14 protein-coding genes and 2 tRNA genes are annotated in these 14917 nt (G+C 67.1%); 5 read left to right on the top strand and 11 right to left on the bottom strand.

Annotated features, from left to right (window positions below; translation table 11 throughout):
- Positions 1-32: 32 nt before the first annotated feature.
- Positions 33-2018 carry an ABC transporter ATP-binding protein gene (locus ACYQ26_RS04220; RefSeq protein ID WP_459807328.1) on the bottom strand — a complete coding sequence of 662 codons (1986 nt, stop codon included), beginning with the start codon at positions 2016-2018 and terminating at the stop codon, positions 33-35.
- Positions 2019-2344: 326 nt separating this feature from the next.
- Between ACYQ26_RS04220 and ACYQ26_RS04215 the strand changes: the two genes are divergently transcribed.
- Entirely contained in the window at positions 2345-3205 is an 861-nt protein-coding gene (locus ACYQ26_RS04215) for an aldo/keto reductase (RefSeq protein WP_459807326.1), read from the top strand.
- Between the two features lie 5 nt (positions 3206-3210).
- Here the strand turns inward: ACYQ26_RS04215 and ACYQ26_RS04210 are convergent, their stop codons facing one another.
- Together ACYQ26_RS04210 and ACYQ26_RS04205 are read right to left on the bottom strand one after the other, a co-directional pair.
- Positions 3211-4500: a DUF2238 domain-containing protein gene (locus ACYQ26_RS04210; protein ID WP_459807324.1), complete on the bottom strand. Its 1290-nt coding sequence runs from the start codon at positions 4498-4500 to the stop codon at positions 3211-3213.
- Positions 4501-4788: 288 nt separating this feature from the next.
- Positions 4789-4860 (bottom strand) — tRNA-His (locus ACYQ26_RS04205).
- A 174-nt stretch (positions 4861-5034) separates the two neighbouring features.
- Here ACYQ26_RS04205 and ACYQ26_RS04200 point away from each other — a divergent pair.
- Positions 5035-5490, top strand: coding sequence for a DUF5814 domain-containing protein (locus ACYQ26_RS04200; RefSeq protein ID WP_459807322.1), 456 nt, complete (start codon positions 5035-5037; stop codon positions 5488-5490).
- An 8-nt stretch (positions 5491-5498) separates the two neighbouring features.
- On the opposite strand, the gene ACYQ26_RS04195 is transcribed toward ACYQ26_RS04200, so the two are convergent.
- Positions 5499-5921 carry a DUF8146 domain-containing protein gene (locus ACYQ26_RS04195; protein WP_459807321.1) on the bottom strand — a complete coding sequence of 141 codons (423 nt, stop codon included), beginning with the start codon at positions 5919-5921 and terminating at the stop codon, positions 5499-5501.
- 144 nt (positions 5922-6065) lie between these two features.
- On the opposite strand from ACYQ26_RS04195, the gene ACYQ26_RS04190 reads away from it, so the two are divergent.
- Together ACYQ26_RS04190 and ACYQ26_RS04185 are read left to right on the top strand one after the other, a co-directional pair.
- Positions 6066-7040 (top strand): VOC family protein, encoded by a 975-nt coding sequence (locus tag ACYQ26_RS04190; protein ID WP_459807319.1) that lies wholly within the window; start codon positions 6066-6068, stop codon positions 7038-7040.
- Positions 7041-7043: 3 nt separating this feature from the next.
- Positions 7044-7751: an alpha/beta hydrolase gene (locus ACYQ26_RS04185; RefSeq protein ID WP_459807317.1), complete on the top strand. Its 708-nt coding sequence runs from the start codon at positions 7044-7046 to the stop codon at positions 7749-7751.
- Between the two features lie 51 nt (positions 7752-7802).
- On the opposite strand, the gene ACYQ26_RS04180 is transcribed toward ACYQ26_RS04185, so the two are convergent.
- The 4 genes from ACYQ26_RS04180 to ACYQ26_RS04165 form a co-directional block, all read right to left on the bottom strand.
- On the bottom strand, positions 7803-8438 hold the full coding sequence (locus ACYQ26_RS04180) for an RPA family protein (protein ID WP_459807315.1): 636 nt from the start codon (positions 8436-8438) through the stop codon (positions 7803-7805).
- 1 nt (position 8439) lies between these two features.
- A complete protein-coding gene (locus ACYQ26_RS04175; RefSeq protein ID WP_459807313.1) occupies positions 8440-9369 on the bottom strand; it encodes a replication factor A in 930 nt (309 codons plus the stop codon).
- A 137-nt stretch (positions 9370-9506) separates the two neighbouring features.
- Positions 9507-10100 carry a MogA/MoaB family molybdenum cofactor biosynthesis protein gene (locus ACYQ26_RS04170; protein ID WP_459807312.1) on the bottom strand — a complete coding sequence of 198 codons (594 nt, stop codon included), beginning with the start codon at positions 10098-10100 and terminating at the stop codon, positions 9507-9509.
- A 175-nt stretch (positions 10101-10275) separates the two neighbouring features.
- Positions 10276-10348, bottom strand: a tRNA-Asn gene (locus tag ACYQ26_RS04165).
- Positions 10349-10474: 126 nt separating this feature from the next.
- Between ACYQ26_RS04165 and cca the strand changes: the two genes are divergently transcribed.
- Positions 10475-11848 (top strand): CCA tRNA nucleotidyltransferase, encoded by a 1374-nt coding sequence (gene cca, locus ACYQ26_RS04160; RefSeq protein ID WP_459807310.1) that lies wholly within the window; start codon positions 10475-10477, stop codon positions 11846-11848.
- Positions 11849-11890: 42 nt separating this feature from the next.
- On the opposite strand, the gene ACYQ26_RS04155 is transcribed toward cca, so the two are convergent.
- The 3 genes from ACYQ26_RS04155 to ACYQ26_RS04145 form a co-directional block, all read right to left on the bottom strand.
- Complete coding sequence (locus ACYQ26_RS04155) at positions 11891-12919, bottom strand: histone deacetylase family protein (protein ID WP_459807308.1); 1029 nt, start codon at positions 12917-12919, stop codon at positions 11891-11893.
- A 7-nt stretch (positions 12920-12926) separates the two neighbouring features.
- Positions 12927-13358 carry a histone gene (locus tag ACYQ26_RS04150; RefSeq protein ID WP_459807306.1) on the bottom strand — a complete coding sequence of 144 codons (432 nt, stop codon included), beginning with the start codon at positions 13356-13358 and terminating at the stop codon, positions 12927-12929.
- 66 nt (positions 13359-13424) lie between these two features.
- Entirely contained in the window at positions 13425-14885 is a 1461-nt protein-coding gene (locus ACYQ26_RS04145; RefSeq protein ID WP_459807304.1) for a single-stranded DNA binding protein, read from the bottom strand.
- Between the last annotated feature and the right edge of the window lie 32 nt (positions 14886-14917).

The raw sequence follows: 14917 nt of genomic DNA, 5'->3' as shown, positions 1-14917 counted from the left end.
AGGCGCCCGACGCGAGACCGCGTACCGGCCACCTACCGGCCGGACGTCCGATCGATCGCGTCGTCGATGAACTCCTCGGGCAGTTCGTCGATCTGGCCCGCCTGGACGCGCCAGAGGTTCGCGTAGAGGCCGTCCCGCTCGAGGAGTTCGTCGTGAGTTCCCTGTTCGACGATCTCGCCGTCGTCGAGCACGAGGATTTTGTCGGCGTCGCGGATCGTCGAGAGCCGGTGGGCGATGATGAACGTCGTTCGGTCGGCGCTGAGGCGGTCGAGCGAGCGCTGGATGAGCATCTCCGTCTCGGTGTCGACCGCGGAGGTCGCCTCGTCGAAGATCAGGATGTCGGGGTCGCCGACGACGGTGCGGGCGATCGAGATGCGCTGGCGCTGGCCGCCGGAGAGGCGGACGCCGCGCTCGCCGACCTGCGTGTCGTAGCCCTCGGGGAGTCGCTCGATGAACTCGTGGGCCTCGGCGATCTTCGCGGCCTCGCGGATCTCCTCGTCGGTGGCGTCGAATCGCCCGTAGGCGATGTTGTCGCGGATCGTGCCGCCGAAAAGGTACGTTTCCTGGCTGACGTAGCCGATCGACTCGCGCAGGCTCGCGAGGGTGACGTCCCGCAGGTCGTAGCCGTCGATGCGGATCGCGCCCTCGTCGACGTCGTAGAGGCGGAGCAGCAGTTTGAGGACCGTCGACTTACCCGCGCCGGTCGCCCCGACGAGGGCGACCGTCTCCCCCGGTTCGGCCTCGAAGGAGACGTCCTTCAGCACCGGGTCGGTATCGTCGTCGCTCGAGTTCCGGCCGCCGCTGGCGGCGTCGGCCGCGACGGTGCCGCCGTCGGGTTCGGCGTCCGCCGGCGATGGGACCGCGTTCTCGTAGTCGAAGGTAACCGAGTCGTACTCGACGTGGCCGTCGACCGCGGGGAGTTCCTCGGCGTCGGGGGCGTCCGTGATCCTGATGGGCATGTCGAGCAGCCCGAAGACGCGCTTGCCGGACGCGCGGGCGTTCTCGTAGAGGTCGACGACGCTGGCGATGTCCCGCATCGGGTTGCGGATCCGCTGGCTCATGAACAGGAAGGTGACCAGCGTCCCGACCGACAGTTCGCCGGTGAACGGCCCCGGCGGTCCGCTGACGATCCAGACGCCGCCGACCAGGAACGTCATCCCGAACGCGACGTTGGTGAGGAACCGCGAGCCGGGGTGGTAGAGCAGTTCGAGCTTGATCCGCCACCAGTTCGACCGGAAGTAGTTCCACGAGACGTCGCGAACGCGCTCGTTCTCGTACTCCTCGGTCGCCGTCGACTTGATGAGTTGCATTCCGCCGAGGTTGTTCTCGAGGCGCGTGTTCATCGAGCCGACGGCCGACCGGATCGCGTCGTAGGCGGGTTCGACGAGGCGGTGAAAGAGGAGCGTCGCGACGGCCAACAGCGGGAGCGCGCTCAGGGTCACCAGCGCGAGTTGCCAGTTCAGGTAGACGAGGATGGCCGTGACGCCGACGAGAACGGCCGCGATCCGGGAGGCTCTAACGAACGCGTCGTCGAAGAACCGCTCGAAGTTCGAGACGTCGTTGTTGAGCACGCTCATCAGTTCGCCGGTGTCCTCGGACTCGAAAAAGCCCATGTCCAGCCGCTGGAGCTTCCGGTATGTGGCGGTCCGGACGTCGTGCATGACCCGGTGGGAGAAGTAGTCCATGCAGAGGCCGCGAGCCAGCGAGGATATCGCCAACAGGAGGTAGCTCCCGATGATCAGCCCGAAGGAGAGCCAGAGCTGCCCGGCCCGATCGCCCGGAATCCGCGCCGCGGGGAACAGCGGGAGCTCGTAGGCCCGCGTCTGGTTGAAGACGGCGTCGATCGCGACGCCGAGGATGAACGGCGGCACCAGCGACGCGCCCCGCTGAATCAGGTTCAACACCAATCCGACGCCGAAGACGGCCCAGTGGTCGCGACCGAACGTCGTAAAGATACGAACCAGCGGTCTGGAAACGCGGTCGCGATAGGCCTCGAACGTGCTCTTCTCGACAGCCATTCGGTCGTCCCGTCTTTTGGTACCGAGTACATAAAACCGCGGGAGGGTAAACGTCCCTTCAGTACCAGTACAGGCTCGAGCGCCGGCGTATTAGCGTCGAGTGTCCCGCGAAGCGACGCCTCGGACGGTACCGCTCGAGGCGCGATACCGACGCGCTGAGAACGGCGTTCGGTATCACTGGCGACGACGGCCGTCACATTCGTAGGGGATCGATCCGCGTTCGGCAGGGACACGGATCGGCGTCCTACGGCTAAACGCCCGCCGACGAACCCCACGAAGCTACCGCAACGACCACATCTATCAGCCTGTCGCACGGACCTAGCGCCGTGAGCAGCAACACGATCGAAAACGAGAGCGAGACGTTCGAGATCGGCGACACGACCGTCCACCGACTCGGCTTCGGCGCGATGCGCCTCTGCGGGGAGGAGATCATCGGCCCGCCGGACGACGAGGACACCGCGCGCGAGGTCGTCCAGCACGCGGTCGACCTCGGCGTCGACCTCATCGACACCGCCGACTCCTACGGGCCCGGCGTGAGCGAGCGGCTCATCCGCGAAGCGATCGGCGACCCCGAGGACGTGCTGGTCGCGACCAAGGCCGGCCTGCTTCGCAACCGCGAGGGCGACTGGCTCGCCCACGGTGACCCGGACTATATCCGTAACCAGGTGCTTACCTCCCTCGACCGGCTCGGGACGGACACAATCGACCTCTACCAGTTCCACCGGCCGGACGAGGACGTGCCCTACGCGGATTCCATCCAGGCCTTCGCGGAACTGCAGGACGACGGCCTCGTCGATCAGGTCGGCGTCAGCAACGTCTCCGTCGAGCAGCTCGAGACGGCCCGCGAACACGTCGACGTCGCCACGGTCCAGAACCGGTACAACCTCGACGACCGCTCGAGCGCCGACGTGCTCGAGGTCTGCGAGGAGAACGACATCGGCTTCATCCCGTGGGCGCCGATCGACGGCGACGACCTCGACGCCCACGGCGACGTCCTCGACGAGATCGCCGACGAGCACGACGCGACGCGCCGGCAGGTCGCGCTCGCGTGGCTGCTCGACCACTCCGACGTCGTGCTCCCGATTCCGGGCACCTCGGATCCGGACCACCTCGAGTCGAACGTGGCCGCGACGCAGCTGTCGCTGTCGGACGAGGAGGTCCAGCGGCTGACGGACGTCGCGGAGTAGTCGACTTAGCCGCTGTTTTCGCGTTCGAACCGACCGGCGATCCGGTGGGTGAGGTCGGTGAGGTAGAACGAGCCCCAGACCGCCGCGACGACGGCGCCGACGACGTCGTAGACGAGATCGACGATCGTGTCGCTCAGCCCGTGCTGGGAGACGACCGCCTGGATGCCGAGCACCCGCGCGCTCCAGTCGATACCGAACTCGAAAAGTTCCCAGACGACGCCGAACGCGAGGACGAACACGAGGATGAAAGCGAACAGCATCGCCGGCGGGAAGTAGACCTCGTCGCTGTGGAGGTCGATCGCCCGCACGACCGCGTAGCCGGCCGCGGCGACGATCGACGCCGACATCGTATGGGTCAGGCTGTCCCACTGCCCGATCAGGCCGTAGAACCCGGCCGAGCCGAGCGCGTGGAGGAAGACCGCCGCCGTCAGCCAGAACACGAGCCCCGGCTCGAGCGGCAGTTTCGCGTCGCGCTCGAGGACGGCGGGCAGGAAGGTAATCGCCAGCGCGATGGCGGCGTTGGCGATGGTCGGCAGATCCCGCGTGACGAGCCCATACAATAAGATTCCAGCAAGCGCGACCTGCATGACTCGAGCGAGGCGACGAACGATCTCGTCGGTGACGTCCAGCCGGTCGCGAAGCAGCGGCGGGACCGGATCGGATTCGGAGTCCGGCACCGCCCCCTCGGTCGCCGGCGATCGTTCGGAGACCGGCTCCGAGTACGTCTTGAAGTGACGATCGAAGAGCACGCCGGCGGCGAGGCCCGCGACCGCCGCGTACGCGAAGTCGATCATCATCGCGCGGTTGGCCGCGTCCTCCGTGGTCCCCGTCAGGATGTAGTCGGTTTCGAGCGTCACGTCGGCGACCCACTGGGCGACGTTCCACGCGCCGGCGGCGGCCAGCGTCGTCAGGACGACCAGCGCGATCGCGAACGCGTGGTTCATCCGAACCGCCGTGAACCGGTCGATCTCGACGACCGCGACGAGCGCGATCGCGGCGACCGCGACGTACGTCTCGACGGCCGTCAGGAACGACTCGCCGAGTACCGTCGCGTCGACGATGGGGAGGAGCACGAGCGCCAACAGCGTCCACGGCGGCATCGCGAACGGATCGCGACGCGCGACCACCGGGAGCAGGACGATTGCGACCGCGGCGATGGTGAAGGCGAACCAGCGGTACGAGCCTGCAACCGCGTGTCCGATCGCTAGGACCGCGAGGACGACCAGGACGAGCCACGCGAGCGCCGCGTTCCGTCTCGGCTCCTCGCGCCGCGCACCGCGCCGAACGTCGGCCATACTCGTCGGTACGAGACGCCCCGTCTAAACGCGAGGGCATGACTACGCCGCCGCCCTCGAGACGCGAGACGAACCTGATCGATCAGCGTGATGGCCGCTACGTCATCGCACCGCCTCGAGTCACGTTCTGACGATACTCGCGACTTGGCGGTTTGCTCGCGGCAAAACGTCAGGTGCGAGAATCGAACCGTAGCCAGACGGTCGGCCTCACTCCGTTCGGCCGCTGCGACTGGCAGGGTTCGATTCTCTGACGATTCCTTCGGCTCACGGGTTTGTTCGCCGAAGGAAGTCCGGGTGCGAGAATCGAACCCGCGTCTCAGCCTCCACAAGGCTGAAGGATAACCACTACCCCAACCCGGACACGCTTACGTGCTTACGTAGGACCGGTCGAACTGAAATACGTTACGACTCGCGAAACGCCGTGAGAAACCAGGACAGGGCACCGTCGAGTTGCACCGTCGTCTGCGTACACACCTCGGCCGCGAACCGCGACCGAGACGCTTTTCGGCAGTCCGGTCCTATCCCCGCCAACGCGTGGCCATCACCGACAAGATCTACGTCAAGAACCACCAGCAGTTGAGCTCCCAGCTCGAGACCTCGATTCCGAAAGGGGCATTCAAGGGGGCGACGCTGGACATGCTCTTTCAGGGGGACGGCCTCGAGAAGCTAGACGACGCGACCCAGGAGCGCGTGCTCGACTTCTCGAGTGACTTCCTCGACTGTAGCTGCGACAACAACCCCTACTGCGGTTGCCCCGAGCGCAAGTTCATCCGCTACTTACTCGAGTTGCGCGCGGAGGGGCTCGGCCCCGACGCGATCGTCGACGTGATGACCGACGACTACATGGTCTACGCCTACCCCGGCGACATCCTTTCGTTCCTCGACGACGCGGTTCGAACGCTCGAGGCCGCGGAGGGACTCGCGCGGGTCGACGGCGAAGACGAGAAGCGAGACGAGATTCGGCGGGCGAAACAGGATCTCGCGCGGTAAGCGGCGATTTAGCGGAGCGGATACGATTCGTCGTCCTCGTCGAGTTCGTCGAGCAACAGCACCTCGTCCTGTTCGTCCTCGAGCCGGTCCTGTAGCTCGGTTACGTAGGACTTGTACTCGTCGAGTTGTTCCCGGAGATGGTCGGCCTCGAGCTCGAGGCGCTCGTGTTCGCGGATGAAGCTCTTGGGAACTTCGACGGTCGGCGGGAACGAGAGGTCCTCGCCCTCGCCGTCCCCGTCGCCGGTCGCCGGGCCGGCGCCGAGTTCGTCCTCCGGGACGACCGCGACCTGCCCGTCGTGTTCGACGAGCTGGTCGACGTAGTCCCGGAAGACCGCGGACAACGAGATGTCGCGCTCCTCGGCGATGTCCTGGAGCGATTCGAACGCGTCCTCGTTGACGCGAAACGAGATTGTCTTGTTCTTGTTGCCCATTCTCACTAGGGATCTCGGTTCGTCTCACTTAACAGTTTGTCAGACCGGGCAGACGCGACGAAACGGTTTCACCGCAAATTGCCGGCGAATCCCCGCCGAGACCCGACACGCTATCCGCCTCGAGCCCCTACCCCGAGCCGGACTATGCTGACGGACACGCCGGGGATCCACCACGTCACGGGCATCGTCGGGGACGCCCAGGAGGCGATCGACTTCTACGCCGGCGTGCTCGGGCTGCGGCTCGTCACGCAGACGGTGAACTTCGAGGACATCCTCCAGCACCACCTCTACTTCGGCGACGCGGCCGGGTCGCCGGGGACGGTGGTTACCGTTTTTCCCGATCCCCACGGCGACGAGGGTCGCGTCGGGAAACCGCAGGTCGAGCGCGTCTCGTTTCTCGTTCCGAACGAGAGCCTCGAGTACTGGCGCGACCGACTCCGCGAGCGCAACGTCGCGCTCGCGGACGACGGGCCGATCGAACGCGAGCGGTTCGACGAACGCGTCCTCCGCTTCGAGGATCCGGTCGGAACCCGACTCGAACTCGTCGGCGGCTCGCCCGGCGAAATCGAAGCCGCGGCCGTCGAGCCGTGGACCGCCGGACCGGTCCCGGCCGACGCCGCGATCCGCGGCGTGCACGGCGTCTCAACGCTTTCGGTCAACCCCTACGCGACGGCGAGCACCCTCGAGACGCTCGGGTTCGAGTACGAGGCGGAAAGCGACGAGCGCGTGCGGTACCGGGCGCCGGGGACTCGAGCGACGGTCGTCGACGTCCTCGACCGCGACGCGTCGTTCGGCCGCGAGGGAATCGGCACGCACCACCACGTCGCGGTTCGCGTCCCGGCGGAGAAGGACCTCTACGAGTGGCGCAAGTTGTTCGACGACCGCGGGTACGACGTCTCCCGCGTGAAGGATCGCCACTTCTTCCACTCGCTGTACGTCCGCGAACCAGGCGGCGTGCTCTTCGAGTTGGCCACCGAAACCGACGGCATCGCGGCGGCTGGCGGCGACTCGTCGGAACCCGGCGCGTCGCTGTACCTCCCCGACTGGTTCGAGCGGGACCGCGAGCTGATCGAGAGCCAGCTCCCGGCGCTGACGGTGCCGGATTTCGATTCGGCGTGAGCGATGACTGACCCTCGCCGCCCGATGGATTCCGTCTCCGGCCCCCACGGCGGCCAGCCGCTGCTCACCGCCGGTGCGCCCGCCCTGGCCGCGGAGGCCGCCCTCGTCCTCTGTCACGGTCGCGGCGCCACCGCGCAGGGAGTCGTCAATCTCTTCGAACCCGTCTACCGCCACGGCGTCGCCGTCCTCGCGCCGCAAGCCGAGCGCAGCCGCTGGTATCCGAGGCCCGCGTCCGCGCCGCGAGCCGACAACGAACCGTGGCTCACCTCGAGCATCGAGTGCGTCGAGGCGGCGCTCGAGGTCGCACGGGACATCGATGTTCCCCCGGAACGAACCGTCATCGCCGGCTTCTCGCAGGGCGCCTGCGTCGCCGCCGAGTTCGTCCGCCGGAATCCGCAGCGGTACGGCGGACTCTGCTGTCTCTCCGGCGCGCTACCGGGGATAGCGGACGACGACTGGACCATCGGCGGAGACGGCAACAGCGACAGAAACGAGACTACCGCCGAACCGCTCGAGGGAACGCCGACCCTCCTCGGGTACGGCGAGGACGATCCGCACCTCGATCCCGAACGGATCGAGCGAACGGTCCGGACGTTCGCAGACGCGGGCGCAACCGTCGACGAGCGGGCCTATTCCGACACCGGACACGAGGTTACGGACGACGAGTTCGACGCGATAGCCGCGCTACTCGAGGGAATTCTGTCGACGTAGGCGCAAAAACGAAAACCGAAAACCGACCGCGTCAGCGTTCGACGACGATCGTCAGGCCGTCGCTTCCGCGTCCTCGACCTCCTCCAGACTCTCGAGCGCCTGAATCACGTCGCGGCGGTAGTTCTCGACGGGCGAGTCGTACCGGTCGCGGGCCATCTCGGCGTACTCGTTGGTCGGGGCGGTCGAGCCGCTCTCGGGCGCCTCCTGCTCCGCCTCCCACTCCTGGAAGGCCTCGATGCGCTCGAGCGTGCGCTCTGCGGTTTCGACGACCCAGCGGTCGCGGGTGTCGTCGTCGACGACCGCGATGTTCTCGGGGCGGAGAGAGACGTTGACCGTCCCATCCTCCGTTTCGTAGGTGCGGGGTTTGCCGACGACCGAGACGTAAGCCGGCGGCTCCGTGTCGCGAAGCGTCGCGGCCGCCTCGGGCTGATACTGGCCGGCGTAGACGAAGAACGTCCCGGTCGGGTCGACGACCCGGCCGCGCCAGTACTCGCTGTCCTCGCCGACGTCCTCGGTCTCAGTCAGCGTCCCGACGACGAACACGCGGTTCGCGCGGTCGCCCGTCGGGAGCAGGGCGTAGTTGGGGGCGCGTTCGTCGTCGCTTTCCTTGAACGAGTACGTCGCGTCGTTGAATTCCGATGCGAAGACGCGGCGGGCGACTTCGCGGGTGAGTTCTGCCTGGCTCATATCACATCGACCTCGCTTTGATCAGCAGGTCCTCCGCATCTGCCGGCCCGTCGAGTTCCTCGACCTCGTCGGCCAGCACGTAGCGGCCGAAGGTCGGCCCCTCGATGCGGTAGTAGGTGCCGACGATGTCGTCGGCAATCTCGTCGGCGACGATGGTCGTGTCCAATGCGTCCATCGCCATGTCTTTGGCCTCCTCGAGGCTCAGACCGGTCAGTTCCTCGGTGGCGTCCTTGTCGAAGATGACCTCGTGGGCGTCGATGCCGTCGTCGACGACGGCCTTGATCCGGAGGTCGAACTCGCCCTCGACCTCGCCGTGTTCGTTACAGCGGCCGTTCTGCAGGACGCGAGTGCAATCCTCCTTCGGGCAGCGCTTGATCAGGCCGCTACCGCTTTGCATGTCCACGAGCGCGCCCTCGATCTCGCTCGTGTCGTCGCCGACTTCGATGTCCTCGTCGAGTTCCTCGATCACCGTCGTCGAGTTGAGCTTGACCGAGTACCGGCCCTGATACTCGTCGGTGACGACGTTGCGGAGTTCGTAGACGCCGCCCTCCTCGAGCGTCGGCAGGTCGGATTTGGCCCACTTGGTGAACTTGATCGTCCCCGTCGGGTCGCCGAGCAGGCCGACCTGCGCGACGGAATCGCTGCGGGGATCCCACAGTTCGATGACCTTCGCGGTGAGGTCGATCCACTCCTCGGGCTCGTCGACGTCCTCGATCTTGGCGGCCTCGCTCGAGCCGCCCGCGATGTCCTCGCGCTCGAGGCCGGCTTCCTCGAGGTAATGGTTGGTGACGCTGCGTCGAGCCTCGTCGATCGGTACTTTGTATTCGTCGACGAGGGTCGTCAGCCGGTCCTCGATGTCGTCGACGCTGACGTCTATGTGGTCCGAAAACTGGTCGTGTATGTCGTCTGCGTGCTGTCGTACGTCGCTCATTGTGTCACGCCTCCTCTTTCGTTTCAACGGGAGGCATACGCCCATTCGCGCCGGATGGTATTTAAACCTCCGGCACCGGAGCGAAAGTGGACAGCGGGCCTGAGCGGGCGGAATTTCGCATACGGGCCGACGGTACGTTACTCGTCACCGTAGGCCGACAGCGACCGGTCCGTGGCGTCCTTCCGGTGGCGAGTCGCCAGCCCCGCGAGGTGTGGCGCTTCGGGGACGATCAGCTCCTCGCAGGCGGTTCGACAGGCGCTCTTGCTCCCGGGCAGGCAGAAGACCGGCGTATCGACCGCGATACCGGCCGTCGCACGCGAGGCCATCGCGCGGGTGCCGACCTCCTCCCACGAGAGCGAGCGGAACAGTTCGCCGAACCCCGGCAGTTCGCGCTCGAACAGCGACGACGTCGCCTCCGGCGAAACGTCGTCGGCGGTGACGCCCGTCCCGCCGGTCGTGAGCACGACGTCGATGTCCCGGCGTGCGACGAGGCTGCGCACGGCCGTCCGGATCGCCGAGTAGTCGTCGCGGACGAGCACTCGTTCCTGTACTTCGTGACCCTCGTCCTCGAAACACTCCTGAATGGTGTCGCCGCCCGGATCGTCCGGATCTTCCTCGTCCGCCTGCGCGCGCGAACTCGAGACCGTGACGATTCCGACGTAGAGGGGATCGATGACGTCGTGACCGTGGTCGTCCGTGCTCCGCCTGTCGCTGTGGTCCTGAGTCGTCATACGCGCGTGTGCGTGTCGGAGGCCGATAATAGCTCCCCTCGGATCGCTACAGGTTCGAAAACGTCCAGCACCGAATCAACGGTAGTAACTATTGGATCAAGGAGGGTTATGAAGAAACGCGACCGGAACACGTCATGTTCCGGTTAGCCCGAAAATTTCGAAGAAATTTATCGGACGCCGAAGCCAGGACTCGAACCTGGGACAACCTCGTTAACAGCGAGGTGCTCTACCATCTGAGCTACTTCGGCTTATCTCCAGATTGGGTGGAGGATTTGATAGGGCTTTCGTTTTCACTTCTTGCGATTCGATACCTCACCACCCGCCGTTCGGGCGGTTCGATATCCTTTCACCCGCCGCTCGAGTAGCCCCCGGTAATGAGCGACGAGCACGCAGACGCCGACGACCTCGAGCGCGTCCTCGCCACCGTTCGCGAGCGCGTCGACCCCGACGCGGACGAGCGCGAGCGGTTGCGCGAGGTCGCCGAGCGGCTCACCGAGCGCGCCGAGGCGGCCGCGATCGACCTGTGTCCCGACGCCGACGTGTTGCAGGTGGGTTCGACCGCCCGCGATACGTGGATCAGCGGCGACCGGGACATCGACATCTTCGTTCGCTTCCCCCCGGACCTCGATCGGGAGACCCTCGAGCGGTACGGCCTCGAGGTCGGCCACGCTACCCTCCCCGAGGGCCACGAGGAGTACGCCGAACACCCCTACGTCAAGGGGACCGTCGAGGGGTTCGACGTCGACGTCGTCCCCTGTTTTCGCCTCGAGTCGGCCACCGAGATCCGCTCGGCCGTCGATCGGACCCCGTTCCACACGCAGTACCTCGAGCAGCGGCTGGACGAGGATCTCGCGGGCGACGTGCGCCTGGCGAAGCAGTTCCTGAAGGGGATCGGTGCCTACGGCAGCGACCTCCGGACGCGGGGGTTCAGCGGCTACCTCACCGAACTGCTGGTCTGCGAGTACGGCGGCTTCCGCGAACTGCTCGAGGCCGCGGTCGACTGGCACCCCCAAGTGGAACTCGATCCCGAGGACCACGGGCGAGAAACCTTTGACGACCCGCTCGTCGTCATCGACCCGACCGATCCCGAACGCAACGTCGCCGCGGTCTGTTCGGCCGAGAACGTCGCCCGGTTCCAGCACCACGCCCGCGAGTTCCTCGCCGAGCCAAGCATCGATCCCTTCGAGCCGGACGAGCCTGCACCGCTCTCGGCGGCCGAACTGCGCGAGCACCTCGAGCGCCGCGAGACGACGCCGGTCGCGGTGCGGTTCGACGCGCCCGACCTCGTCGAGGACCAGCTCTACCCGCAGCTCCGGAAATCGCTGGCGGGGATCACGCAGGAGCTCGACGATCGCGGCTTCGACGTCTTCCGGTCGACGACGTTCGCCGACGACACCGCCGTCGTGTTCGCCGAACTCGCCGTCGCCGAGCGACCCGCCGTCGAGCGCCATGAGGGCCCGCCTGTCCACGTTCCAGGTCACGCGGAGGGGTTCTACGAGACGTACGCAGACGATCCAGACGCCTACGGCCCGTTCATCGCGGACGACCGGTACGTCACCGAGCGCGAGCGCGAGTTCACCAGCGCCCGCGAGTTCCTCGAGAGCGACCGCCTGTTCGACGTCGGGCTCGGCGCGCACGTCGAGACGGCCCTCGAGGACGAGTACGAGGTGCTGGTCGGCGACGAAATCGCGGCGCTGCTCGAAGAGTTCGGCCGCAAACTGCGGACGTACTTCGAGCCGGCGCCCTGATTGCGAGCGCCGCCGACGGCGGTAGAAAGAACGGAGAACCGGTTAACAGTCGATCTCGACATCCAGTCCGTGCGCGTCGACGACTTTCTCGAGCGTCTCGACGGCGTCGTCGCTGCACTCGCCGTCGGGGTCCATCGGTTCGCGGCCGTCGAAGGTCTCGTGGACCATCGCGACGCTGTCGGCGAGCACGTCGAGTCCGTAGCCGCCCTCGAGGACGAACGCGAGGGCGGCGTCGCAGTTCTCGGCGATGGTTCGCAGGCGATCGGTCAGCAGGGCGTACGCTTCCGTCGAAAGGCGAATGCGCGAGATGGGATCGTGACGGTGCGCGTCGAAGCCGGCGCTGACGAGCACCAGATCGACGTCGTGGGCCTCGAGGGCGGTCGCGATCGGGCCCTCGACGGCCGCGAGGTAGGCCTCGTCGCCGGTGCCGGCCGGCATCGGGATGTTCATCGTCGCGCCGCGGCCGTCGCCCTCGCCGATCTCGTCGATCTCGCCGGTCCCGGGGTACAGCCCCTTCTCGTGTACGGAGACGAAGAAGACGTCCTCGCGGTCGTAGAAGATATCCTGGGTCCCGTTGCCGTGGTGGACGTCCCAGTCGACGATCGCCACGCGGTCGACGTCGTACGCGTCGTGATCGAGCGCGTGCTGGGCGGCCACTGCGGCGTTGTTGACGAAGCAAAACCCCATCGCGTCGTCGACGACCGCGTGGTGGCCCGGCGGTCGGCCGATCGAAAACGGCGTCCGTCGACCCGTCGCCCCCTCGAGGGCGGCCTCGACGGCCCAGCAGGCCAGCCCGCTGCTGTGGCGGATCGCGTCCCAGGTTTCCGGGACGGCCGACGTGTCGGGGTCCCAGTCGCCGCCGCCGTCGGCGCAGAACTCCCGCACCGATTCGACGTACTCCCGGTCGTGGACGGCGGCGATCGTGTCGATGCCGACGGGGTCGGCGTCGACGTACTCGACGCCGTGTTTCCGCTTCAGTCGCTCCCTGATCGCCCGCAGCCGGTCCGGCGTCTCGGGGTGGCGCGACCCGGGATCGTGTTCGAGACAGACCTCGCTGTAGCCAAATTGCATCGCGCGGTCACTCGAACAGCGAGAAGTAGGTCTCGATGTCGTCGTCGGTGATGGTTCGCCGATCGGCGTGGCGCGCGAGGATCGCCGCCGACTCGGCGACGTTGTCGGCGTACGCCTCCAGAATGTCGGCCAGCGCGACCCGGGCGTCCATCGAGACGCGGTAGCGGTCGTCGATCTCCAGTCGCGCGATCCGGTCGACCGGGGCGACCGGGAGCTCGAGGTCGTCCTTGTCGACGACCGTCTCGACGCCGAAATCCTCGGCCATCAGCGTCTTGCGACCGTCTTCGGTCGCCTCCTCAGCGGCGTCGATGGCCAGTTCGCTCCCGTGTTCCTGAATCCGCTTTGCGAGTTCCTTCGACGCGTCGGCGCTCACCCGAAGATCGCCCGCGTTCCGCCGGATGATCGTATCGACCGGGGCGAACGGGAGTTCGACGTTCATATCATGATAGGCGAAGCTAACTCCCTTAACGCTTTTCCTAGCCGCTCGAGGAGGTTGCTCGGCGGTTCAGAAGACGTCGTTCGCATCGAGGCGACCGTCGCGGACGACCCCGCGGGCGGTGACCTCCTCGCCGAGGCCGACGTCGGCGTCGGTGGCGACGCTCATGGTGGTCTCGCCGTCGTCCAAGACGACCGGCTCGCCGGCCTGGACGACGACGCCGGTGAACTCGATCTCCTCGCCGTCGGCGGGTTCGTCGAGGTCGTCGTCGGCGCCGGCGGCCGTCGTGTCGTCGCTCGCGCTCTCGGTTGCAGTCTCGGCGGCGGCATCGTCGCTGCCGCCGTCATCGTCGCCGGCGAACGCCGACAGCCCCGCGTTCGCGTCGTCGGCTGCACCGCCGTCGCCGCCCGACTCGGCGGCGTCCGAATCGGACTCGAGGACGGTGATCGTCGACTGCCAGCCCGCGGAGGCCTCGAGGTCGTCCTGCCAGCCGTCCTGGATCTCGACGTCGCCGAGCGCGAGTTCGTCGCCGGGGCCGACGTCGATGTCGGCCTTCTCGCCCCACAGCGCGACGCGGATGTCACCGGTCGCATCCTGTACGCGGATGTTGCGGACCTGGCCCTCGGAGCCGTCGTCGCGGTCGAAGGTCCGCTTGGGATCGGCCGAGCGGACGACCCCCGCGAGGTCGACCGTCTGACCGATCTCGACCTCCTCGATCGGCGTGCTCTCCGGGACGTACTCGACGTCCGCGTCGACCTCCTCGACGGTGCCGCGGTTGCCGACGTGGAGCTCGAGGTTGCCGTCCCGCTCCTTGACGTAGCCGTCGACCACCTCGACGGTCGTCCCGGGCTCGAGTTCCGTCGCGAGGTCGGCCTGCTCGTCCCACAGCGTCACGCGCACGCGGCCGGTCTCGTCGCCGACCGCGAGGTTCGAGACCTTCCCCTCGGAGCCGTCGTCGCGGTCGAACGTGCGCACGCTGTCGGTGTCGAGCACGACCCCGACGAGGTTGACGTTCGAGAGGCCGAGCGAGAGGTCCTCGACGGTGTGCGTGTCCGATACTTGGACGTCGATCTCGGTGTCCGGATCCGGCTCGACCTCGTCGACGCTGACCTCGACGCCCGAGAAGCCCTCCTTCGGGCGGCCCTTGATCCGCAGCACCTGTCCCTCCTCGAGTTCCTCGGTCGCCGCCTCGGCGTGCTCGTCCCAGAAGGCCGCGCGGACGGAGCCGGTCTCGTCGGCGACTTCGACGTTGACGACGCGGCCGTCCTCGTCCTCGCCGTCGCGCTCGAAGGTGCGCACCTCGCCGATCGAGAGCACCTTCGCGACGAACTTCACCTCCTCCATCCCGGGTTCGATGTCGGCGACCCCGCCGACCTCGCTCTCGCCGACCTCGTGAGCGACGAGCATCGCCGCCGTCTCCTCGTCAGCGAGTCCCCCCATCTGCTCGACTTTCGCCTCGACGGCCTCGCGAAACTCCTCGAGAGAGACGTCGGCCTCGAGGTCCTCGTATACGCCCTCGATGTCGCTCATTCTATGCTCGTGCATGGGTAGGCCGCGCATAA

Source organism: Halopiger thermotolerans (assembly GCF_054654555.1).
This window is presented reverse-complemented; position numbering and strand designations above follow the sequence as displayed.